This is a genomic window from Stutzerimonas sp. (assembly GCF_982611455.1).
On the sequence record NZ_CEXBBO010000003.1, the window covers coordinates 109,219 to 129,376 of the forward strand.

At 59.9% G+C, this 20,158-nt stretch carries 24 protein-coding genes; 4 read left to right on the plus strand and 20 right to left on the minus strand.

Annotated features, from left to right (window positions below):
• The first annotated feature begins 4 nt into the window (after nt 1–4).
• Nucleotides 5–478, plus strand: a complete 474-nt coding sequence (locus AC2LD7_RS02880) for a hypothetical protein (protein ID WP_484596350.1) — start codon at nt 5–7, stop codon at nt 476–478.
• An 83-nt stretch (nt 479–561) separates the two neighbouring features.
• Nucleotides 562–1,434: a protease HtpX gene (gene htpX, locus AC2LD7_RS02885; RefSeq protein WP_484596351.1), complete on the plus strand. Its 873-nt coding sequence runs from the start codon at nt 562–564 to the stop codon at nt 1,432–1,434.
• A gap of 166 nt (nt 1,435–1,600) precedes the next feature.
• Here the strand turns inward: htpX and AC2LD7_RS02890 are convergent, their stop codons facing one another.
• From AC2LD7_RS02890 to ccmA, 15 genes are all read right to left on the minus strand, one after another.
• Nucleotides 1,601–2,260: a thiopurine S-methyltransferase gene (locus tag AC2LD7_RS02890; RefSeq protein WP_484596352.1), complete on the minus strand. Its 660-nt coding sequence runs from the start codon at nt 2,258–2,260 to the stop codon at nt 1,601–1,603.
• Between the two features lie 81 nt (nt 2,261–2,341).
• Nucleotides 2,342–3,745: a sigma-54-dependent transcriptional regulator gene (locus tag AC2LD7_RS02895; protein WP_484596353.1), complete on the minus strand. Its 1,404-nt coding sequence runs from the start codon at nt 3,743–3,745 to the stop codon at nt 2,342–2,344.
• A gap of 5 nt (nt 3,746–3,750) precedes the next feature.
• Nucleotides 3,751–4,857 (minus strand): sensor histidine kinase, encoded by a 1,107-nt coding sequence (locus AC2LD7_RS02900; protein ID WP_484596354.1) that lies wholly within the window; start codon nt 4,855–4,857, stop codon nt 3,751–3,753.
• A 216-nt stretch (nt 4,858–5,073) separates the two neighbouring features.
• Nucleotides 5,074–6,543 carry a sigma-54 dependent transcriptional regulator gene (locus tag AC2LD7_RS02905; protein ID WP_484596355.1) on the minus strand — a complete coding sequence of 490 codons (1,470 nt, stop codon included), beginning with the start codon at nt 6,541–6,543 and terminating at the stop codon, nt 5,074–5,076.
• Between the two features lie 464 nt (nt 6,544–7,007).
• Nucleotides 7,008–7,304, minus strand: coding sequence for a flagellar protein FliT (gene fliT / locus AC2LD7_RS02910; protein WP_484596356.1), 297 nt, complete (start codon nt 7,302–7,304; stop codon nt 7,008–7,010).
• Between the two features lie 135 nt (nt 7,305–7,439).
• On the minus strand, nt 7,440–7,856 hold the full coding sequence (locus AC2LD7_RS02915) for a hypothetical protein (protein WP_484596460.1): 417 nt from the start codon (nt 7,854–7,856) through the stop codon (nt 7,440–7,442).
• 38 nt (nt 7,857–7,894) lie between these two features.
• Nucleotides 7,895–9,112, minus strand: coding sequence for a c-type cytochrome biogenesis protein CcmI (ccmI, locus tag AC2LD7_RS02920; protein WP_484596357.1), 1,218 nt, complete (start codon nt 9,110–9,112; stop codon nt 7,895–7,897).
• Nucleotides 9,109–9,582, minus strand: coding sequence for a cytochrome c-type biogenesis protein (locus tag AC2LD7_RS02925; protein WP_484596358.1), 474 nt, complete (start codon nt 9,580–9,582; stop codon nt 9,109–9,111). The genes ccmI and AC2LD7_RS02925 overlap by 4 nt, the downstream gene beginning before the upstream one ends.
• Complete coding sequence (locus tag AC2LD7_RS02930; RefSeq protein ID WP_484596359.1) at nt 9,579–10,109, minus strand: DsbE family thiol:disulfide interchange protein; 531 nt, start codon at nt 10,107–10,109, stop codon at nt 9,579–9,581. Before AC2LD7_RS02930 ends, AC2LD7_RS02925 begins: the two co-directional genes overlap by 4 nt.
• A gap of 1 nt (nt 10,110) precedes the next feature.
• Nucleotides 10,111–12,084: a heme lyase CcmF/NrfE family subunit gene (locus tag AC2LD7_RS02935; RefSeq protein ID WP_484596360.1), complete on the minus strand. Its 1,974-nt coding sequence runs from the start codon at nt 12,082–12,084 to the stop codon at nt 10,111–10,113.
• Nucleotides 12,081–12,548: a cytochrome c maturation protein CcmE gene (gene ccmE / locus AC2LD7_RS02940; RefSeq protein WP_484596361.1), complete on the minus strand. Its 468-nt coding sequence runs from the start codon at nt 12,546–12,548 to the stop codon at nt 12,081–12,083. The genes AC2LD7_RS02935 and ccmE overlap by 4 nt, the downstream gene beginning before the upstream one ends.
• On the minus strand, nt 12,545–12,721 hold the full coding sequence (ccmD, locus tag AC2LD7_RS02945; protein WP_484596362.1) for a heme exporter protein CcmD: 177 nt from the start codon (nt 12,719–12,721) through the stop codon (nt 12,545–12,547). The genes ccmE and ccmD overlap by 4 nt, the downstream gene beginning before the upstream one ends.
• Nucleotides 12,718–13,473: a heme ABC transporter permease gene (locus tag AC2LD7_RS02950; protein WP_484596363.1), complete on the minus strand. Its 756-nt coding sequence runs from the start codon at nt 13,471–13,473 to the stop codon at nt 12,718–12,720. The genes ccmD and AC2LD7_RS02950 overlap by 4 nt, the downstream gene beginning before the upstream one ends.
• Nucleotides 13,474–13,534: 61 nt before the next feature.
• Nucleotides 13,535–14,206, minus strand: a complete 672-nt coding sequence (ccmB, locus tag AC2LD7_RS02955; RefSeq protein WP_484596364.1) for a heme exporter protein CcmB — start codon at nt 14,204–14,206, stop codon at nt 13,535–13,537.
• A complete protein-coding gene (gene ccmA / locus AC2LD7_RS02960) occupies nt 14,203–14,838 on the minus strand; it encodes a cytochrome c biogenesis heme-transporting ATPase CcmA (protein ID WP_484596365.1) in 636 nt (211 codons plus the stop codon). Before ccmA ends, ccmB begins: the two co-directional genes overlap by 4 nt.
• Nucleotides 14,839–14,971: 133 nt before the next feature.
• Here ccmA and fliK point away from each other — a divergent pair, with 133 nt between their 5' ends.
• Nucleotides 14,972–16,492 carry a flagellar hook-length control protein FliK gene (gene fliK, locus AC2LD7_RS02965; RefSeq protein ID WP_484596366.1) on the plus strand — a complete coding sequence of 507 codons (1,521 nt, stop codon included), beginning with the start codon at nt 14,972–14,974 and terminating at the stop codon, nt 16,490–16,492.
• Entirely contained in the window at nt 16,489–16,821 is a 333-nt protein-coding gene (locus AC2LD7_RS02970) for an EscU/YscU/HrcU family type III secretion system export apparatus switch protein (RefSeq protein ID WP_484596367.1), read from the plus strand. The genes fliK and AC2LD7_RS02970 overlap by 4 nt, the downstream gene beginning before the upstream one ends.
• Here the strand turns inward: AC2LD7_RS02970 and AC2LD7_RS02975 are convergent.
• The 5 genes from AC2LD7_RS02975 to AC2LD7_RS02995 all read right to left on the minus strand — a co-directional run bounded on the left by AC2LD7_RS02975 (nt 16,793) and on the right by AC2LD7_RS02995 (nt 20,078).
• Complete coding sequence (locus AC2LD7_RS02975; RefSeq protein ID WP_484596368.1) at nt 16,793–17,233, minus strand: rhodanese-like domain-containing protein; 441 nt, start codon at nt 17,231–17,233, stop codon at nt 16,793–16,795. The two genes, AC2LD7_RS02970 and AC2LD7_RS02975, sit on opposite strands and share 29 nt — an antisense overlap.
• A 160-nt stretch (nt 17,234–17,393) precedes the next feature.
• Nucleotides 17,394–17,807 carry a DUF2802 domain-containing protein gene (locus AC2LD7_RS02980; RefSeq protein WP_484596369.1) on the minus strand — a complete coding sequence of 138 codons (414 nt, stop codon included), beginning with the start codon at nt 17,805–17,807 and terminating at the stop codon, nt 17,394–17,396.
• A 3-nt stretch (nt 17,808–17,810) separates the two neighbouring features.
• Complete coding sequence (locus tag AC2LD7_RS02985) at nt 17,811–18,290, minus strand: chemotaxis protein CheW (protein WP_484596370.1); 480 nt, start codon at nt 18,288–18,290, stop codon at nt 17,811–17,813.
• A gap of 85 nt (nt 18,291–18,375) precedes the next feature.
• Nucleotides 18,376–19,203 (minus strand): CheW domain-containing protein, encoded by an 828-nt coding sequence (locus AC2LD7_RS02990; RefSeq protein WP_484596371.1) that lies wholly within the window; start codon nt 19,201–19,203, stop codon nt 18,376–18,378.
• An 86-nt stretch (nt 19,204–19,289) separates the two neighbouring features.
• Nucleotides 19,290–20,078 carry a ParA family protein gene (locus AC2LD7_RS02995; RefSeq protein ID WP_484596372.1) on the minus strand — a complete coding sequence of 263 codons (789 nt, stop codon included), beginning with the start codon at nt 20,076–20,078 and terminating at the stop codon, nt 19,290–19,292.
• Nucleotides 20,079–20,158 lie beyond the last annotated feature (80 nt).

Consider the following 20,158-nt stretch of genomic DNA (forward strand, 5'->3'; position numbering starts at 1 on the left):
CTTCATGGACCTGCAGATCGACGATTTCTACCGAGACGCCGCGACCGGCCTGCTGTTGCTCTATCAGGCCTTCCCGCGGAAAGTCACGCTATACATCGAAGACCTGATCGGACATGAGGAACCGGACGAGTTCGGTCTGCCCAGCAAGCGGCACCAGAGTTGCCTGGGCACCCTGCTGTGGCTGGCCGATGAAGGCTACTTGCGCTTCGAGAGCACCATTCAATATCAGGCAATCGACCAGACTGTTCTCACCGAAAAGGCATTTCTGCGCTTAACGAGCAGTGTGCCTGAAGCAATGACCAGTAACGAATCGCTACCTCCTAGCGTGCGCCGGGTTCATTCCAGCCTCGCCCATCAGCTTCGTCAGGCACTACGCGACGGCCACAGCGAACAGCTGGCGCAGCTGACCCGCCAGCTGTTCGGCAGTCCGCCATCAGCCAACACCGAGCGCGCCCGCACTACAAGCGACATAGCTTGAAATAGTCGTCCGGTTGAATAGCGCCGAGCCGCCCCTTATATAGCCTATCGTTCTTTACTGTTCCCCTTGGAGTCTGCCGCAACATGATGCGTATTTTCCTGTTCCTGGCCACCAACCTGGCTGTACTGGTCGTTGCCAGCATCACCCTGAAGCTGCTTGGGGTGGACCGCTTCACGGGTCAGAACTACGGCAGTCTGCTGATTTTCTGCGCCGTCTTCGGCTTCGCTGGTGCACTGGTTTCGCTATTCATCTCCAAGTGGATGGCGAAAATGAGCACTCGTACCGAGATCATCAGCCAGCCTCGTACTCGTCACGAACAGTGGCTGCTGCAAACCGTCGAGCAGCTTTCCCGCGACGCTGGAATCAAGATGCCGGAAGTGGGTATTTTTCCCGCGTACGAAGCCAACGCTTTCGCAACCGGCTGGAACAGGAACGACGCGCTGGTCGCTGTCAGCCAGGGCCTGCTCGAGCGCTTTTCTCCAGATGAAGTCAAAGCTGTATTGGCTCACGAGATCGGTCACGTCGCCAACGGCGATATGGTGACCCTTGCGCTGATTCAGGGTGTGGTGAATACCTTTGTCATGTTCTTCGCGCGGATCTTCGGCAGCTTCGTCGATCGGGTAATCCTGAAGAACGAAGACGGCCATGGCATTGGCTACTTCGTCGCGACAATCTTTGCCGAGCTGGTGCTGGGCATACTCGCCAGCATCGTCGTCATGTGGTTCTCGCGTAAACGCGAGTTTCGCGCTGATGAAGCCGGTGCGCAGTTGGCCGGCACCAACGCGATGATCGGCGCGCTACAGCGGCTACGTACCGAACAGGGCGTACCGGTGGATATGCCGGACAGTCTCAAGGCCTTCAGCATCAACGGCTCCCTGCGTAACGGCCTGGCCGGGCTGCTGATGACGCACCCGTCTTTGGAGGATCGTATCGAAGCGCTGCGTCAGCGCGGCTGAACGAGCCGGACCATCAGCTCAAAGAAATAGATATGCAGATGGCTTCGGTGGGGCTGATAGGCGGCGCTACGCACGCCGCCTATCGAGCTTTCGGGCTGAGCCTGAATGGGTAAAAGCACCTCCACTAGGCTTGCCGCGTCATCACCTCCGCAATGAGAGCAAGCGCCTACTCCGTTCTTTCGAGCCGGTAGCAGCTTTCTTCCAGGCGTGTCAGCCCGCGCTGAAGAAATTTCCAGTTGCCTTCCAGCGCATTCGCCCGCTCCAGCAACTCAACGTCCCAACGAGGGCTCAGGGACTGCCGAACCTCGGCATCACTTACCGCAAACGGCGGCCCGGGCATCTGTTCTTGCTCGTAGTTCAGAGTCACCAGCAATCCCTGACAGCCCGGCGCAAGGATGCGCGACAGATGCTCGACGTAGCGCTGGCGCATCACCGCAGGCAATGCGATCAGCGCAGCTCGATCGTAGAGTCCCTGACAATCCGCCACGTCGCCGCGACTCAAGGCGAAGAAATCGCCACATCGAATTTCAAGCGTACCTGCACGGTAGACCTTGAACTCGCCCTGGTGGCTCACATCCGCGACCAACCCCTGCTCAACGAAGAAGTCCTCGACTGCCCGCTCGCTTAACTCCACACCTAGCACTGCGAAACCATTCTCGGACAGCCAGGCCATATCAAGACTTTTTCCGCACAACGGCACCAGAATCCTGGAGCCCTTGGCCAATTGCAAAGCGGGCCAGTGACGAAGCAGGTAAGGATTGGCCTCACTCGAGTGAAAGCCGATTTCGTTGCGCGCCCAACGCCGTTGCCAGAATCCTTCGTCCACCTTCAGCCCCTCGTAGTCATGATCGACCGAGCTTATCAGAGCCGCCCGCGCCAATCTCCGAGGGACCTTTCAGGGGCTCGTTTAGCTGGCGTACAAGGCGGCTTCCGGATCCATACCAGCGTCACGCATCTGCGCGAGCTTGTAGCGCAGGGTGCGCGCACTGATGCCCAGCCGGTCGGCGGTCTCCTTGCGTCGGCCACGTTCGGCACGCAGGGTATCGAGGATCAACTCGAACTCACGACGCCGCAGATCTTCGCCCAGCGCGCCACCCATCTCTGTCGAGGCGGGCGGTGCTGCGCGTATCGGATCCACTGGCGCAGCGTCAGTTGTTCCACGCGCCAGCGAAGCGAAACCAGCCGCCGCAGTCAGACAGAGGTCGTCCGGCCGGATCAGACCGCCCTGCTGCAGTATCAGAGCGCGCTGGATGGCATTGTCCAGCTCGCGGACATTGCCGGGCCAGGGATGGCTGAGCAGGCACTGACGCGCCTCGGGTATGAGCTTGGCGGTAGGCTGGCGCATCTTCAGCGCATGACTGGCCAGCAGGCGCTCGGCAAGCGGCACGATATCCGCAGGTCGGTCACGCAAGGCGGGCCAGGCGAGCGGGAATACCGAAAGCCGATAGAACAGATCTTCACGGAAACGCCCGCTTCGGACTTCCTCCGCCAAATCACGATTGGTCGTAGCGACGACCCGGATGTCCAGCGCTATCGGTTTGCGAGCGCCGACGCGCTCGACCTCACGCTCCTGCAATACGCGTAGCAATTTGGCTTGTAGAGCCAACGGCATTTCGGAAATTTCGTCGAGCAGTAGCGTGCCGCCTTCGGCCAGCTCGAATTTGCCCGGCTGAGTCGCGATTGCACCCGTGAAGGCACCTTTTTCGTGGCCGAACAGCGTTGCCTCGAGCATGTTGTCCGGTATCGCAGCGCAGTTGATCGCGATGAAGGGTTTGTCTGCTCGCTTTGATTGCTGATGGATGTAGCGAGCCAGCACCTCTTTACCGGTGCCGGACTCGCCGGAGATAAGCACGGTCGATTCGCTCTGCGCGACGCGGGCCGCCAATGCCAGCAATTGCTGACTCGCGGGCTCGACCGCGACCGGTCCTTGTGAATCGGTCGCGCCAAGCTGACCGCAGGCATGTCGAGCGACAAGCCCAAGTAAGACCTTCGGCTCAAACGGCTTGACCAGATAGTCCACAGCGCCCTGGCGCATCGCCTCGACGGCTCGCTCTACGGCACCGTAGGCGGTCATCAACAATACCGGCATCTGGGGGTACCGCTTGCGCACGAGCATCTGCAGCGCATGACCATCCATGCCAGGCATGTTCACATCGCTGATTACCAGGCCGAAGCCTTCCTGCTCAAGCGCATGGAGCGCGGCCTCGGCACTATCGACCGCACGATGCGGATAGCCACCGAGTTCCAGCGTGTCGCTCAGCGCCTCACGCAATGCGCGATCGTCCTCGACCAGGAGAATTTTGGCAGCCATCGGCTTCACTCCGAGATTGCCGGTGCAAACACCGGAAGCAGCGGCAGCTGCAAGGTGGCGCAGGTCCCTCGACCCGGCCGAGAGCGCAGCTCAAGCGCACCTGAATGCGCACGCGCGACCGACTTGACCACGGCCAGCCCCAACCCGGTTCCGGTCGCCCTCGTGGTGAAGAACGGCTCGCCGAGTCGAGCCAGGGTCGCGGCATCGATCCCCGCGCCGTTGTCGCTGATACTGACACGCAATGCCGAACCTCGAGCGTAGAGATGCACTTTAATGCGTGGATGATTGCTGGTGGCTTGAAGTGCGTTCTCGATCAGATTGAGCAATGCACCCACCAGCGTGTCGCGATTGCATAACAGCGCACCGTTCCGCACGTCGCATTGCCAACGAATGGCGATGCCCTGCACGCGCGCCTCTGCCGCGGAGCGCAACGCCGCCAGCAGCTCGGCGGGCATCAGCTGATCCTCCAACGGCAGATCGCCGCGAGCGAAGACCAGCATGTCGCGAACTTGGTGCTCCAGCTCATTCAAACGATCCTTCAGGCGTCCAGCAAAACGTTGCTGATGCTCAGCGGATAGCCCGCCTTGTTCCAAGTGACTGGCGTACAACAAAGCCGACGATAATGGTGTCCGGATTTGATGAGCCAACGAGGCAACCATCCGGCCCAGCGAGGAGAGACGCTCATGGCGCGCCAACTCTTCCTGCAATCTTCGCGTCTCGGTCAGATCGGTGAGCAATACGAGCTGCCCGGGCTCGCCATTCAGCGAGCGCGTGGCAATCGAGACACGACGTCCGTCTTTCAAAGAAATTTCATGGCCATCGTCCTTGCGCGGAGCAAAGCTGCGCGCAATCACCTCACGCCAGAGCAGCCCTTCGAGCGGCTCGCCCAGAAGCTCAAGAGCAACCGGATTGGCTTCGCGGACCACACCTTGCCCGTCTATGACGATGACGCCGCCAGGCAATAGGTCCAGCAGACTCTGCAGGCGATTGGCCAGGCGTTCCTTCTCGTCGAATTCACGCCGACGCAACGCGCTGGTTTCGGCAAGCTGATCCTTCAGCTCGGCTACGTGGGTCTGCAGTAGCTGCTGGGATTCGCCTAATCGACCGGACATGCGGGTAAACAACTCGAGCGACTGTTCAAGCTCGCTGGTTGCTGCTGCCTTGGCAGGATGCTGGGTGACAGCTGATGAAGAGAACGCTGAGGTCACTGGCACTCGAATCCGTCAAAAGATGGTCGTCGAATGTCAGACAGCAAAGATCATGCCCGGCAAGGCAGGCAGGTTACAAAATGGAAGCCACGCCGCTGGGGCCAGCGGCGTGGTGAGTGCTCACTCGTCGAGATCGTCGTCGCGACGGTTCATGCCGTATTTACGCATCTTCTCCACAAGGGTCGTTCGGCGAATACGCAGACGTTCGGCAGCGCGGGCAACGACTCCGCCAGCATCCTCGAGCGCTTGTTGGATCAGGCCTTGCTCCAGATTGCCCAGGTAGTCTTTCAGATCGAGGCCTTCAACGGGGAGCATCGCATGCGCGTCGGCAGCCACGATGGGAGCGTTGATCGCGGCACGCTCCTCCATCTCGTCATGCATATTGACGGCATACTGCTCGTCGTCGTCATCGACATGGCGGAATTTCTTCGGCAGTTCCATTACCCCGATCACGCCGTATGGATGCATGATTGCCATGCGTTCGACGAGGTTCGCCAGTTCGCGCACATTGCCCGGCCAATCGTGACGGCACAACGACATGATCGCCGCGGAATTGAAGCGAATCGAGCCACGCTTCTCATGCTCCATGCGCGAGATGAGTTCGTTCATCAGCAGCGGGATGTCCTCGATGCGCTCGCGCAGCGGGGCCATTTCGATGGGGAAAACGTTGAGACGGTAGTACAGATCCTCGCGGAAGCTGCCGTCTACGATCATCTTTTCCAGATCCTTATGGGTCGCCGCGATTATTCGTACATCGGCGTTCTGCGTACGATTGCTGCCCACGCGCTCGAATGTGCGTTCCTGAAGCACTCGCAACAGCTTGACCTGCATCGGCAATGGCATATCGCCAATTTCGTCGAGAAACAGCGTACCGCCTTCGGCCAGCTCGAAACGACCGGCACGCGAGGTGATCGCGCCGGTAAAGGCGCCCTTCTCATGACCGAACAGTTCGCTTTCCAACAGTTCGGCTGGAATGGCGCCGCAGTTGACCGGCACAAAAGGCCCGCCACGGCGCTTGGAATGGTAATGCAGGTTACGCGCGACGACTTCCTTGCCGGTGCCGGACTCACCGAGGATCAGCACGCTCGCCTCGGTGTCGGCCACCTGCTGCATCATCTGCCGAACATGCTGTACGGCACGGCTGGTGCCAACCAGGCTGCGAAACAGGTTGGGTTCGCGCTGACGCCCGCGCGCCTTGGCCTGGTCGTACATTTCGCGATAAACCTGAGCGCGGTGAAGCGAATCGAGCAGCTTGTTGTAGCTCGGCGGCATTTCGAGGCTGGTCAGCACACGCCGGCGGATCTCGTCCGGCCAGTCCGCCGGAACGGGCTCGCCAATCAACATCAGGGGAAGGTTCTCGTCCCATTTGCTGAGTTGCTTGAGCAGCTCTACCGCACCGCCCTTAGCTGAAACGTTCCCAAGCAAAACGCCGAGCACGCTACGGCTCGATTCGAGCGAGTCGACCACGCCATGCCAGTCGCTACTGGAACAGGCCAGATGATCTTCACTCAGAAAGTTGAGGATGACCGCCAAATCGCGGCGACGATCCTTGTCGTCGTCTATCAACAAAATTTTGGTTTCACGCCACATCTTGTTTATAGGCTCTAGAGGCTGAAAGAAAGGCCTGCGCTCGTATCTGGGAGAAAAACGATTGCTCCCACCGGCAGATAGCCACTAGTTAATTAAAAAAAACGAGCCGAGTCAAATTTATGACGTGAATCCAAACTAGAAAATGCCAGGAAACCATCCGGTTTGTTGACGCTAGGGAAGGAAAATACAAAGAAAATAAGAGCAGCCAAACGCCCCATTAAACCGACAACCTCACATCCAGCATGAGCATCCTAATGGGCGGCATAGGGGTATTTCGACGATATTAGCGGGGAATAACCAAGAAAACAGACAGAACGCAATTACAGAGCGGCCACGAAATCCAGACCAATTATTTCGCTAAGGATTTGCCAGATGCAGGGTCTGGCCGGCAATCCCAACAGCTTTTTAAGTCGGAATTGAGCTGACGAATGGTAAATAGCGAAGCATGAAAACGCTTCGAAGAATTAGCCGAACAGCTTGTAAAGCTTCGCGCCCTGCTGGGATTGATTGAGCTGAATCAGCTCATCAGCTATGCGCCTTTGCTCCGCTTGGCAAGTAGTCACCAGTTCACGATAAAGATTGACCAGCTCCTGCAGGCGCTGGCGAATCGCCGGCTCATCCTGACGCGGCTCGTTCATGGCGGCTTCAACGACCTGCCGGCATTGCAAATCGAGGACGCTGATCGCCGTCCAGTCCTGCTGCACCATCGCATCGCGTAATGCGCTGCCGGTTTCTTCAAGACGTTTGACTGCTGCACTCATGAATCTGCTCCGGATGAACTGCTTTACAAGGCTGAACTTGCTGCCGGCATATATTGCTGGGCCTGATCTCTTATCGGCAGTCTTCGATTCGCCTTTAGTGCGTCACGCAAAAAAGGACGAATTGAAGTTGGCGGATCAATGCAAGCTGCGAAGACCCGTTGGGACGCTCGGGAGCGCGACCGGTTCCCATGGGCCGTCTGGACGGCCGGCGCAATACCAATCGCCATCCCAACGATAGTAAAGCCGCTCACGATAAAACATGTTGCGGCCTTCCACGACATACACACCCAGACCGTTGTCCCAATGCGCAGCGGCATGGGGTGGCGGCGCGTAACGCGGATGGCTCTTTTGAGTTGCAGGTGGACGTGGCGCCGGCGGCGTGCGCACGGGCGGTGGGCTTGCAGCCGGCTCCTGGGGCCCTGGCGCTGGCGGAGCCTTAGAGCCCGGCTCCGAGGTCTGATACGGATTACCCGCGCATGCACCCAGCAGCAACGCCAGCGTCATCACGCCGCAAGCCCTGAACAAGTCTCTTGTACGCTGTGTCGAAACCATCGCCATCATTACTCGCCTCGTAGCCGCCCCGCCTGCGGTCAGGGCGTTTCAGGTTGGTCGATTGTCAGCCTGACCGTGCCGTCGTTGCCCAACGCCAGCGGCTCACTGCGGCCCTTCCACTCGCCGCGAGTGGCATCCCCGCTGCGGGAAATGCGGGCATACAGTCTGACTTGCTCGAAGTTGGACAATCGGAGCTGCGGAGTCATTGCATCGGCATCGCTCAAATTGACCGTCGCAGGCAGATCAGCCACCGTCAGACGTTTCACCGCCAACGGCATCGGCGGGCCGGAAACCGCACGAGCGAAGACGAACACCGTATCGGTAGGCAGCACCTCATCGGTCAGAGCAGCATCCAGGCGAACATCAACCGTCAGGCCGGAGCTGGCCACAGCGGCTGTCTCGCCAGCAGGTTCCGCCACACTCGCGGAAGCTGATTCGCCGAGTTGTTCGCGAGCGCGGGCGATGCCGGACTGAATAGCCTGACGCGACGGGTCTTGCGCCGGCAATGTGGCAACCAGGCGCTCCCAGAAACCTATGGCTTCCTGGAAGCGTTCATTTTCAAACGCAGCGATGCCCAGCAAGCCGAGGCTGGTGACCTCGTGGGGATCGCCTTTCAGCGCCTCGTCGGTGAGCTGCTGCATCTGCTCCGTCCACTGACGACCCTCGGCGAAATACAGCGCCTGAGCCCATTGCCCGAGCAGCTCCGGCTGACGGCCAGCCACCTCGATGAGCTGCGCATAAGCGGCGGCCGCATCGGCGGGGCGCTCCTGACGCATGTAGGTCCGGGCAAGGAAATACCACGCCTCAGCGGATTCGGGTTGCGCCTTCACCGCCCGCTCCAGCCTCGACGTCGCCTCCTCCATGGATTTAGGTTGCACCGCGAACTCGCGCGCCAGTGCCAACTTGTCGCTCGCGCCCCAATACATGTACAGACCATAGCCGAGCAGCGGTACCAGAATCGCGGCGATCAGCGGAATGGCCCGGCCCAGACTGCTGCTGCGCCGCGTATCGCCGCCCTCGGTGTCATCGAGCAGTTCGCGCGCCGCGTCGGCGCGCGCGCCCTCGAACTGCTCCAGCGTAAGGATTCCGGCAGATTGCTGTACGGCCAGTTCATCAAGCCGCTCTTCATACAGCGCGACGTTCAGAGCAGTCCTGTCCTCTTCCGCCTGCACTCGACGCCCCCGCAACAAGGGAAGCAGAAGGAACGCCAGGGCAGCCAACAACAGCAGGCCGGCACCTATCCAGAAATCGATCATGGTTGTTTTTTATCCAGCAACATGGCGAGGCGCTCTCGCTCGGCCTCGGAAAGGATGTTCGCCGCGTTGGCATCCGCCCCGCGGCGGCGGCGCACCAAAATGAATGCCAGCACGCCGAATCCGAGTGCCAGCAACGCTATCGGGCCGTACCAGAGCACGAATGTCTTGGCGTTGACGGGTGGCTTGTAGCGCACGAAGTCGCCATAGCGCGCGACGAGATAATCGACGATTTGCTCGTTGCTCTGCCCGTCTTCCAGCATGCGGTAGATTTCACGCCGTAGATCCATGGCAATGGGCGCGTTGGAATCAGCAATGTTCTGGTTCTGGCATTTAGGGCAGCGCAGCTCCTCGACCAATGTACGGTAGCGCTCTCGTTCAGCTTCGCTCTTGAATTCGTACGCATCGATCGCCGCGTGCGCGCTGCCAACCAGACACAGCACCAGCAGAACGCCCCGGATCAACTGTCTCATTCGTCCACCAGTTCCTGATAAAGCGCGGCAAGCTTCTCGCGCCAGACGCGCTCGTCGATCACACCGACGTACTTGTGACGGATGATCCCCTGCTTGTCGACGATGAACGTTTCAGGAGCGCCGTACACGCCCAGATCCAGGCCAAGGCTGCCCTGCTCGTCACGAATGTTCAGCTGATAGGGATCATGGAAATCCCGGAGCCATTTCTGGGCAGCGGCATTGTCGTCCTTGTAGTTGACCCCATAAATATTCACGCCCTGCGCTGCGAGCTTGTTGAGCACAGGATGCTCTACCTTGCAAGCCACGCACCAGGTCGCCCAGACGTTAACGAGCGCCGGTTTGCCTTTGATGTCCTGCGCGCTGATCAACCGCTGCGGATCCTCGACCGAGGGCAGAGAGAACGACGGAAGCGGCTTGCCGATCAGCGCCGACGGAAGCTCCGTCGGGTCCAGGAACAAGCCGCGATAGAGAAACACGGCGACGACTAGAAAGAGCACCAGCGGCAGCAACATCAGCAATCTTTTCATTTCAGGCTCCTTGCTGGGCCAAACCAAGCGTCTCGCGGACGCGGGTCCTGACTTTGACCCGGTAGCGCTTGTCACTGACCGAGAGAACGCCGCCCAGAGACATCAACAACGCGCCCAGCCAGATCCAGCGCACGAACGGCTTGATATGTACCCGCACCGCCCAGGCACCGTCTTCCAGCGGCTCGCCCAGCGCCACATAGAGGTCACGGGTAAAACCGGCATCAATGCCTGCTTCGGTCATCGGCATCTGCTGCACGGTGTAGAGGCGCTTCTCTGGATGCAATGTCGCGACCTGCTCATCGCCATCGAATACGCGAATCGTGCCTTTGTCGGACGTGAAGTTCGGCCCCTCGAAATGCTTGGCGCCGTCAAAGACGAAGCTGTAACCGCCCAGCTGCAGCGATTCCCCCGGCGCCAGGCGCAGATCGCGCTCATCGCTCTGCTGGCTCGTCAGCACCACACCCAACGCGCAAACCACCAGCCCGAAATGCGCCAGTTGCATACCCCAATAGCTCGGCGCCAGGCTGCGAACACCTTTTATCAGACCCTTGTGGCGGGTCTTGTCGAGTATGTCGCGAACCCCAGCCGCTACGACCCAGGCGGCGAGCAGACAGACAGCCAGCACAGCCCAATGGAAGTCGCCGAAGACCATCGAGCCCAACCCGCCAAGGACAGCGCTGGTCATCAGTACCGGTGTCAGCATGCCCATCAACCATTTCACCGGCGTGTCTTTCCAGCGCACCAGAATACCCACGCCAAGCGCGAGCATCAGGGCACCAACGAGCGGCAGGAACATGGCGTTGAAGTAAGGAGGTCCAACCGAAAGTTTGGTATCGGACAAAGCATCGAGCAACAGCGGATACAGCGTACCCAGCAGGATCATTGCGGTCGCGACCACCAGCAGTAGGTTATTGACCAGCAGCAGCGTTTCCCGCGACCACAGGCCGAAACCGATCTGACTCTTCACCACGGGCGCGCGTAGTGCGAACAGGGTCAACGAACCACCCACCACCAACAGCAGAAACGCCAGAATGAAGACGCCGCGCGCCGGATCGGTGGCGAAGGCGTGAACCGATGTCAGCACACCGGAGCGAACCAGGAAGGTGCCCAGCAAGCTGAGCGAGAATGCGGCAATCGCGAGCAGTACCGTCCAGCTTTTGAACACACCGCGCTTTTCCGTTACCGCCAGCGAATGAATCAGCGCCGTACCCACGAGCCAGGGCATGAAGGACGCGTTCTCCACTGGATCCCAGAACCACCAGCCGCCCCAGCCCAGCTCGTAATAAGCCCACCAGGAGCCCAGCGCGATACCCGTACCCAAGAAGGCCCAGGCAATCAGCGTCCAGGGACGCGACCAGCGTGCCCAGGCGGCATCCAAACGGCCGCCAAGCAGCGCGGCGATGGCAAACGAGAAAGCCACCGAGAAACCGACATAGCCCATATAGAGCATCGGCGGGTGTACGACCAAGCCGAAGTCCTGAAGCAAGGGATTGAGGTCACGTCCGTCCATCGGCGCCTGCGGCAGCAGGCGTTCGAATGGATTGGAGGTGACAATCAGAAATAGCAGGAACCCGATGCTGATCAGCCCCATCACACCCAAGACCCGAGCCAGCATGTCTTCAGGCAACTGACGGGAGAAAATCGATACCGCGAACGTCCAGGCCGAAAGAATGAACGCCCAGAGCAGCAACGAGCCCTCATGCGCGCCCCACACAGCGCTGAATTTGTAATACCAGGGCAAGGCGCTGTTGGAGTTCTGCGCGACATAGGCGACCGAGAAATCATCCACCATGAAAGCGTAAGTGAGGCAGGCGAAGGAAAACGCCAGGAAGGAAAACTGTCCCCACGCCGCCGGCTGGGCCAAGCCCATCCATCGATGGTCACCGCGCCAGGCGCCAATCAACGGAAGCGTGCCCTGCACGAGTGCCAGGCACAGCGCCAGAATCATCGCCAAATGGCCGAGCTCGGGGATCATTTCGCGTACTCCTGCTCGCTACCACCGTAGGGCTTGCTTTTGCCGCTTTTTTCAAGCGCAGCGGCCACTTCAGGCGGCATGTAATTTTCGTCGTGCTTGGCCAGCACTTCGTCAGCGACCAGCACTCCATCCGCATTCACACGTCCCAAGGCGACGATCCCCTGCCCTTCGCGAAACAGGTCAGGAAGAATCCCCTGGTATTGGATGGTGACCGCTTCGGCATAGTCGGTGACACGAAAAGATACCGTCAGCGAATCGTTGCTGCGTTGTACCGAGCCTTCTTCGACCATGCCGCCCGCACGGATGCGTGTGCCTTCCGGTGCTTCGCCCGCGGCAATCTGAGTCGGTGTGTAAAAAAGATTGATGTTCTCTTGCAGCGCAGATAACGCCAGTGACACCGCAATGCCTACGCCGGCCAGGATGGCCAACACGATAAACAGACGCTTCTTGCGCACAGGATTCACTTCATTTCCTCCCGGCGCAAACGGCGCGCCTCGTCTTGCAGGTAACGCCGACGCGCCATGATCGGCAGCGCCACGTTCAAAATCAGGACAACCAGGCTGACGCCATAGGACGTCCAGACATACAGGCCGTGGTTACCCATGGCGATGAATTCGGAAAACGACGAGAAATTCATGATGCCTTGCCCACCAGCGCTTTCACTTCAGCCTTGACCCAGTTGCTTCGTGATTCACGGCGCAACACTTCGAGGCGCATGCGCATCAGCAGCACCAGCGCGAAGAAACAGTAGAAGCCCAACACCATCACCAGGAGCGGTAGCCACATCTCCGCAGGCATGGCGGGTTTTTCAGTGACGGTAAACGTGGCAGGCTGATGAAGGGTGTTCCACCACTCCACAGAGTATTTGATGATCGGAATGTTTACCACCCCGACGATGGACAGCACCGCGCAGGCCTTCGCCGCGCTGTCACGATTACTGATAGCCTGGCCGAGCGCAATGATGCCGAAATATAGAAACAGCAGAATCAGCATCGATGTGAGCCGCGCATCCCATACCCACCAGGCGCCCCAGGTCGGCTTGCCCCATACCGCACCGGTTAGCAGCGCGATGAAAGTCATCCAGGCGCCGATGGGCGCAGCCTGCTGCAACGCGACATCGGCCAGCTTCATCTTCCATACCAGACCGACCACACCCGCCACGGCCAGCATCACGTAAATCGACTGAGCGAGAAACGCCGCGGGCACATGAATGTAGATGATGCGGAAGCTATTGCCCTGCTGGTAATCCTGCGGCGCAAATGCCAGCCCCCAAACCACGCCAACGCTGATCAGCAACAGCGCCGCCCAAGCCAGCCAAGGCATCCAGCGGCTACTGATTTCGTAGAACCATTTGGGCGAACCCAGCTTGTGGAACCATGTCCAGTTCATAGTGCCTGCCTCGCAGTGGCGGCGCGTATTCTGCTATCAGATAGAGCCATCATGCAGTCCATTATTCACCGACGCTGATCTTCAGGCCGGCCGCTATCGCAAAGGGTGTCAGGGTAACTGCAAGGGCAGTCAGGCTGGAAAGCCATAATAGGTGACCAATAGCAGGCAGCCCCTGTAACGCTGCCTGCAGCGCCCCGCTGCCCAGAATAAGAACAGGGATATAGAGCGGGAGAATGAGCAGAGCCAGCAGCAAGCCGCCACGCTTGAGACCAACGGTCAATGCCGCACCAACGGCGCCGAGCAGACTGAGTATCGGCGTGCCCAGCAGCAGCGACACCAGTAGCACGGGCAGCACGCTCAACGGCATTCCCAGCATGAGTCCCAGCAGTGGCGCCAGCAGAACCAGCGCCAAGCCTGAAAACGCCCAGTGTGCCAGTACCTTGGCGAGCACCAGAAGTGCTAATGGGTGCGGCGAAACGACCCACTGTTCGAGCGAACCGTCTTCGAAGTCGCTGCGGAACAGCCCATCCAGCGAAAGCAGTACGGCTAACAAGGCAGCCACCCAGACCAGCCCCGGCGAAATCGTCTGTAGTAATTGCGACTCGGGGCCGACCGCCAATGGGAACAAGGCGATGACGATGGCGAAGAACACCAGCGGATTTGCCAGTTCGGCAGGACGGCGGAATAGAAGACGGGCTTCGCGAGCCAATAGCAAAGTGAAGACATTACTCATGCAGCCCGCTGCCCCAGGTCAATTTCTCGGAAGCTCGCCGGCTTGTGGGTAAGCGAATGATGGGTCGTCAGCACGACCATGCCACCTTGCTCGCAGTGGGCCGCCAGATGGCGTTCGAGTTGAGTCACGCCATGCTTGTCCAGCGCGGTGAAAGGTTCGTCGAGGATCCACAAAGGCGGCGGCGACAGATACAGCCGGGCCAGACCGACACGTCGTTGCTGGCCCGCAGAAAGCGTATGGCACGGCACGTCCTCGAAGCCGCGCAACCCCACCGCATCGAGCGCTTGCCAGATGACGTCGCGCGTCGCAGGCTGATGCAGCGCGCATAGCCAAGTGAGGTTTTCTTCGGCGCTGAGCAGTCCCTTAATACCCGCGGCGTGACCGATCCAAAGAAGATTGCGGGCCAGCTCTCCGCGCTGGCTTTCGAGCCCGCGGCCATTGAGTAGTACCTCACCCGCGGTCGGTTGCATCAGACCTGAGAGCAACCGCAGCAGGCTGGTTTTGCCGCTGCCGTTGGGTCCGGCGATCTGCAACATTTCCCCTTTGGCGATCCGCAGGTCTAACCTCTCGAACAAGAGGCGCCAATCCCGTTCGCAGGAAAGCGCCACAGCTTCTAGAAAGGGACTGGACACGCTATGGACACCTCAAGATGAAAGGAGCGCGGCCGCTACAATGGACGGCAAACCGGGCGGCCGGAATTATACATGGCGAGCCCCGGCACCAAAGACCACAAAGGCGAAAGGTTGTAAGAGCATTTGAGTAAAAATGACTGAGATCAAAAGTACCCAGGCAATCCCCGCTTCCGGCCCGTCTCGACCGATTACCACGACGGCCGACATGGCGTTGAAGCTGCTGCAGCCAATGCAGGGATTGCTGGCTGCTGGGGAAAGCGCTGAGGCCGAGATCATCAGTATCAAGGAAGCGCTACAAACCTTTCAGATGACGCTGCGCCTGACGCTGAACAACGGACGGCAGGCGACGGTCGAGGCCGGCAGCTCCAAAGCAGCCGCGCCTGGAGCAGCGATGCTCGTTACCGCGGTTTCCGACATTCGCCTTCTAGCCACACTGCAGCCAGGCAACCGGCAGCCCCAGAGCAGCATCGATCTCGACCAACTGCCGGTCGGCACGGTCGTACAGGGAAAAGTTACGGTCAGTCAGCAGGTCCAGCAGGCTGGACAAACCGTATTCAAAACCGTGATCAGCCTGCTCAACTCGCCGCTTGCCGGCCAGAAGCTGAACATCGAATCAGCCATACCGCTTGCGCCGGGTAGCCTGATCACGGCTCGCGTCCAAGGCGATCAATCGCTGGCGTTCATGCCGCTGAGCGGGCGTCTCGATCAGCTAGTGCTGGGCCAGCAACTGACGGCACAGAATAGTCGCCAAGGCTCGCTCGAAGGACTGCTAAGCGCACTCTCATCCGGCTCCGCACTACCCGAGCAGTTGCGCGGCGCCGCCGAGCGGTTGCTCGGTTTGGTCCCGGACATGCAACAGTTGGGCGATGCCAAGACATTGGCACAGGCATTGGTTCGGAGCGGTGTATTCCTGGAAGGAAGCCTGCTGAGCGGTCAGACCGGCAATTTGACGGCAGACATGAAAGCGACCCTACTCCGCCTGATCGCGCAATTGCCAGGACTGCCCGGCGGGCCGCTGGCTAACGCTCAGGCGGGCGCAACCCTGGGTCAGGCATTGCCTGCCTTTGCCCGCAACGCCCTGGGTGCGTTGGGACAGCCGAACGCTCGTCAACTGGCGCAAAGCTTTCCACTGCCGAGCCGGCTGCCGCTGAATGCCGACGGCGAGGCCGACCTGGAAATGCTGCTGAAACTCGCAGCTGCGGCCGTTTCACGATTGCAGACGCATCAGCTGTCCAGCCTCGCGCAAACCCAAACCAGCCCGGACGGGACGCAGGTCACCACCTGGCAGATCGAGGTGCCGATGCGTGATCAGCACAATATCGTCCCGCTACAGGTAAAACTGCAACGCGAAGAAGAACCTCAGCACAATCGCAAGGAAAAACCGGAAACCCTCTGGAAAGTCGAACTCGCATTTGACGTCGCACCCCTGGGCCCGCTGCAGGTCCAGGCACAGCTGGCGCATGGCAGCCTATCGAGTCAAATATGGGCAGAGCACAGCGGCACCGCCAAACTGATCTCGGCGGAACTCGACCACCTGCGCCAGCGACTGGTCTCGGCCGGGTTGAATGTCGGCGAACTGGCTTGCCGCCGGGGCACGCCACCACAGGGGCCTCGCACCTCGCTGGATCAACGCTTCGTGGACGAAACCGCATGACAGCCAACACACCACGTCAGGCCATCGCGCTCACCTACGATGGGGTAAGCACGCCAACCCTTTCAGCCAAGGGCGACGATGAGTTGGCCGAAGCGATACTGGCGATCGCCCGCGAACATGAAGTGCCGATCTACGAAAATGCCGAACTGGTAAAGCTGCTGGCGCGACTGGAGCTCGGCGATGCAATACCCGAGGCGCTGTACCGCACCATCGCCGAGATCATCGCGTTTGCCTGGTATCTGAAGGGGAAATGCCCGCAAGGTTTTACGGAGCAGCAGGCCTCGCCGCCGATTCCCCGCCTCAATGGGCCTGAGCGTTCAGCGTCGTGACACCGCTGAACCTACCTTTTTCCTGCGGAAAATCCTGCAGCACCCAGGCGAAGTAGCCCTGTCGAAAGTAGAAGACCTGCTCATAGCCCCAGGTGACGGCGAGGCGAGCGGCCGCCGCGCTGGCAGGACAGACCTCGCTATCGCAATAGACCACCAACGGGACGGTTCTCGGCCAGTCGAGGCGCGACAGCCCGAAAAACTCCTGGGCAAGATCCATATGTACCGCACCTTCGACGTGACCCCAGCCCCACTCGCGACGTGGGCGCACATCGATGAATACCGCACCAAGCTCGTGAAGCTGTTTAGCCTGGTAAACGTTAATGGTCATCGCACCTTCGACTTCCGTCGGCGCTTCCGCCGCACAAAGCCAGGCTGGGCTCGCCAGCAGAAACAGCATCAGAATGCGCAGCATCACACCCTCCTGGCCCGAAACCGGGCACGGACCCGCACCGGACACGGGCGAAGCCTTGTATGTATTGGAGGGAGCAACGATTACAACGTTCCGTGGCACAGCCAACCGGCCAGGCATACGTCACAAAATGGGTGGCAGAAGCGATGAAACGAACGTGCAACTAACCGGGGTTACGCCGTGCCTGATGCAGCTTGCTCATCAATTCGGCTTCAGACTGGGAAAGACCGCAGGATTGCGTCAGATCATCGACGCTGGCACCCATACCGACCAGCTTGGCGGCCTGGGAGAAGGAGAAGTTGTTCGGATCGCGCTGCTCGATCTGACTGAGCTTTTCTGGCAGCGGTGCAACGATTCGTGACAGCTCATGCAAATTTTTGCCCATCCGCACGCTGCCTTCCAGATAAGTGTCCAGACGGGCGCTGAGCTCCTTGAGTCGTTTATCACGGATCGCGTCCTGGTGCGCTTGCAGTTGAGCCTGCTGCCCCTGGCGCCGGAACAGCCAGATGCAGCAGCCCAGCAATGCCAGGCAGCACAAGGCAAGCGCGACGACCGCCGCAACCAGCGACGCGATCATGTATCAGATACTCTCAAGTTCCGCCCATTCTTCTTCGCTCATCATCTTGTCCAGTTCGACCAGAATCAGCAGCTCGTTGTTCTTGTTGCAAACGCCCTGGATAAACTTCGCCGACTCGTCGTTACCAACGTTGGGCGCGGTTTCGATCTCCGACTGCCGCAGGTAGACCACCTCGGCGACACTGTCGACCAGAATCCCGATCACCTGGCGGTCCGCCTCGATGATCACGATCCGCGTGTTGTCCGACACCGGCGCCGCTTCAAGGCCGAAGCGCTGGCGCGTATCGATCACGGTGACCACATTGCCGCGCAGGTTGATGATCCCAAGCACGTAGCTCGGTGCACCCGGCACCGGTGCAATTTCGGTATAGCGCAACACTTCCTGAACCTGCATCACATTGATGCCGTAGGTCTCATTATCCAGACGGAAGGTTACCCATTGCAGGACCGGATCTTCGGAACCTTGTGCGGAAGTCGTCTTCATAGCCCACCCTCTTCAAAACCGCTGTGGCGGTCGATTCTTTCGGTTACTCGGGCCGCTTGCGCGCACCCTTGGTTGTTCAATTCGTTTACGACGGGACGCCCTTGAGATGGCGGGTCGCACCACTGGCGATCAGCTCGGCAAGTGCAGCCACGTCCACCAACGCACACATATGATCGATCACTGTCCCAGCCAGCCAAGGCCGCTGGGTGCGCTGCGAGCGCCATTTTATTTCCCGTGGGTCCAGGCGAATCGAGCGGCTGACCTGATGCACCGCCAGCCCCCATTCGTAACCCTGTACCGATATCACGTATTGCAGTCCCTCGCGAAAATCGTCGCGATAACGATCGGCCATTACCCAGCGCGCCGTATCCAGCACTTTCAGGTTACCTGCCTGACTCGGCAATATGCCGAGAAACCAATCGGGCTGGCCGAACAACGGCGTCAGATCCTGTCCGGCGAGCGGATAGATCGAGCCAAGGCTGATCAACGGCACTGCCAGGGTCAGGCCGGCGACATCGAACAGCAGGCATTCGAACGGCTCCTCGCCCCATTGAGGTTGGCCGCTCCGGTGTTTCAACGGCCCGCCAGGCAACTGAACCTGTTGCTCGAATTTCGCGACTGGCTCGACCAACGCCGGTGTCGTCGGAGCGGGAGACTCAGGCTCCAATTCGAGCAGTGCCTCCGGCTCCGCGGCCACCGGCACCACAACCTCCAAGGGCTCCGGTTCTGGCTGGACCTGCCGCAGCGGAACCACCCGCTGGATGTCGCGTTGCTGCTCCTCGATCACGGCTGCCTGGAATTCGTCGTGACTGACCGATTCGGCCAAACCCATGACGGCATCCTGCAAGAGCGCGTCGAGATAGGACTGCAGCGTCTGTTGCGATCGGCTTTCTTTAAGAACGGTACGACTCATGAAACCAACTCGTGCGAACCAACTGGATAGGCTATCGGCCGCAACCGCGGTGAACTTGAACCGCGATCAAGCCCGTATGTCGACATTCAGGCGACCTGCGGGGACGCTTGCGCGGCCAACAGCGCCTTGAGCAGCGCGCGATATGCAAGCACCGCGCGGCTGTTGGGGTCATGCTGCGAAGGCGTGACGCCAGCGAGGCTGGCATCGCGCAAGCGCGTGTCGATGGGAATGAACGCCTGCCAAAGATTCGCCTGATAACCGTTACGCAGAACCTTCAAGGTATTCATCGATGCCTGGGTGCGCCTGTCGAACATGGTCGGCACGATGGTGTAGGGCAACGCCTGCTTGCGCGATCGGTTGATCATGCCAAGCGTGCTGACCATTCGCTCCAGCCCTTTCAGCGCCAGGAATTCGGTTTGGACCGGAATGACCAGCTGCTGGCTGGCCGCCAGCGCATTGACCATCAGCACACCAAGCAGCGGCGGGCTGTCGATGATGGCGTAGTCGAAATCCTGCCACAGCTGAGAGAGGCTCTTGGCGATCACCAGACCGAGGCCGTTCTGTCCCGGTGACTGTCGCTCCAGCGTCGCCAGTACAGTGCTCGACGGCAGCAGCGAAATACGCTCGTGACTCGTTGGTAGCAACAGCTGCCAGGGCAGGCCCTCTGGAACGGATCCCTGATGCTGGAACAGATCGAAAACGCTGCGATCGAGGTTATCCGGATCATGACCGAAATAGCTCGTCATCGATCCATGCGGATCGAGATCCAACGTCACGACCCGCTTGCCGGAATCGGCCAGCAATCCGGCAAGCGCGATGGAAGTGGTGGTCTTACCCACTCCGCCTTTTTGATTGGCTACAGCCCAGACTCTCATAACTCACATCCATCCGGATCGAACCAGACCGGGAACTGCCGTGTGTCGGCCAGGCCGACGACGGAGAATTGACGATACCG

What these genes read in the sequence shown, in the direction of transcription:
- ccmI (WP_484596357.1), bottom strand. Translation starts at nt 9,112, where the DNA reads ATGATCGATTTCTGGATAGGTGCCGGCCTGCTGTTGTTGGCTGCCCTG.
- AC2LD7_RS02975 (WP_484596368.1), bottom strand. Translation starts at nt 17,233, where the DNA reads ATGCTGCGCATTCTGATGCTGTTTCTGCTGGCGAGCCCAGCCTGGCTT.
- fliT (WP_484596356.1), bottom strand. Translation starts at nt 7,304, where the DNA reads ATGAGTGCAGCAGTCAAACGTCTTGAAGAAACCGGCAGCGCATTACGC.
- fliK (WP_484596366.1), top strand. Translation starts at nt 14,972, where the DNA reads ATGACTGAGATCAAAAGTACCCAGGCAATCCCCGCTTCCGGCCCGTCT.
- AC2LD7_RS02905 (WP_484596355.1), bottom strand. Translation starts at nt 6,543, where the DNA reads ATGTGGCGTGAAACCAAAATTTTGTTGATAGACGACGACAAGGATCGT.
- AC2LD7_RS02950 (WP_484596363.1), bottom strand. Translation starts at nt 13,473, where the DNA reads ATGAACTGGACATGGTTCCACAAGCTGGGTTCGCCCAAATGGTTCTAC.
- ccmD (WP_484596362.1), bottom strand. Translation starts at nt 12,721, where the DNA reads ATGAATTTCTCGTCGTTTTCCGAATTCATCGCCATGGGTAACCACGGC.
- AC2LD7_RS02995 (WP_484596372.1), bottom strand. Translation starts at nt 20,078, where the DNA reads ATGAGAGTCTGGGCTGTAGCCAATCAAAAAGGCGGAGTGGGTAAGACC.
- AC2LD7_RS02990 (WP_484596371.1), bottom strand. Translation starts at nt 19,203, where the DNA reads ATGAGTCGTACCGTTCTTAAAGAAAGCCGATCGCAACAGACGCTGCAG.
- AC2LD7_RS02925 (WP_484596358.1), bottom strand. Translation starts at nt 9,582, where the DNA reads ATGAGACAGTTGATCCGGGGCGTTCTGCTGGTGCTGTGTCTGGTTGGC.
- AC2LD7_RS02880 (WP_484596350.1), top strand. Translation starts at nt 5, where the DNA reads ATGGACCTGCAGATCGACGATTTCTACCGAGACGCCGCGACCGGCCTG.
- AC2LD7_RS02930 (WP_484596359.1), bottom strand. Translation starts at nt 10,109, where the DNA reads ATGAAAAGATTGCTGATGTTGCTGCCGCTGGTGCTCTTTCTAGTCGTC.
- AC2LD7_RS02895 (WP_484596353.1), bottom strand. Translation starts at nt 3,745, where the DNA reads ATGGCTGCCAAAATTCTCCTGGTCGAGGACGATCGCGCATTGCGTGAG.
- AC2LD7_RS02935 (WP_484596360.1), bottom strand. Translation starts at nt 12,084, where the DNA reads ATGATCCCCGAGCTCGGCCATTTGGCGATGATTCTGGCGCTGTGCCTG.
- htpX (WP_484596351.1), top strand. Translation starts at nt 562, where the DNA reads ATGATGCGTATTTTCCTGTTCCTGGCCACCAACCTGGCTGTACTGGTC.
- ccmB (WP_484596364.1), bottom strand. Translation starts at nt 14,206, where the DNA reads ATGAGTAATGTCTTCACTTTGCTATTGGCTCGCGAAGCCCGTCTTCTA.
- AC2LD7_RS02900 (WP_484596354.1), bottom strand. Translation starts at nt 4,857, where the DNA reads ATGTCCGGTCGATTAGGCGAATCCCAGCAGCTACTGCAGACCCACGTA.
- AC2LD7_RS02915 (WP_484596460.1), bottom strand. Translation starts at nt 7,856, where the DNA reads ATGGTTTCGACACAGCGTACAAGAGACTTGTTCAGGGCTTGCGGCGTG.
- AC2LD7_RS02980 (WP_484596369.1), bottom strand. Translation starts at nt 17,807, where the DNA reads ATGATCGCGTCGCTGGTTGCGGCGGTCGTCGCGCTTGCCTTGTGCTGC.
- AC2LD7_RS02970 (WP_484596367.1), top strand. Translation starts at nt 16,489, where the DNA reads ATGACAGCCAACACACCACGTCAGGCCATCGCGCTCACCTACGATGGG.
- AC2LD7_RS02985 (WP_484596370.1), bottom strand. Translation starts at nt 18,290, where the DNA reads ATGAAGACGACTTCCGCACAAGGTTCCGAAGATCCGGTCCTGCAATGG.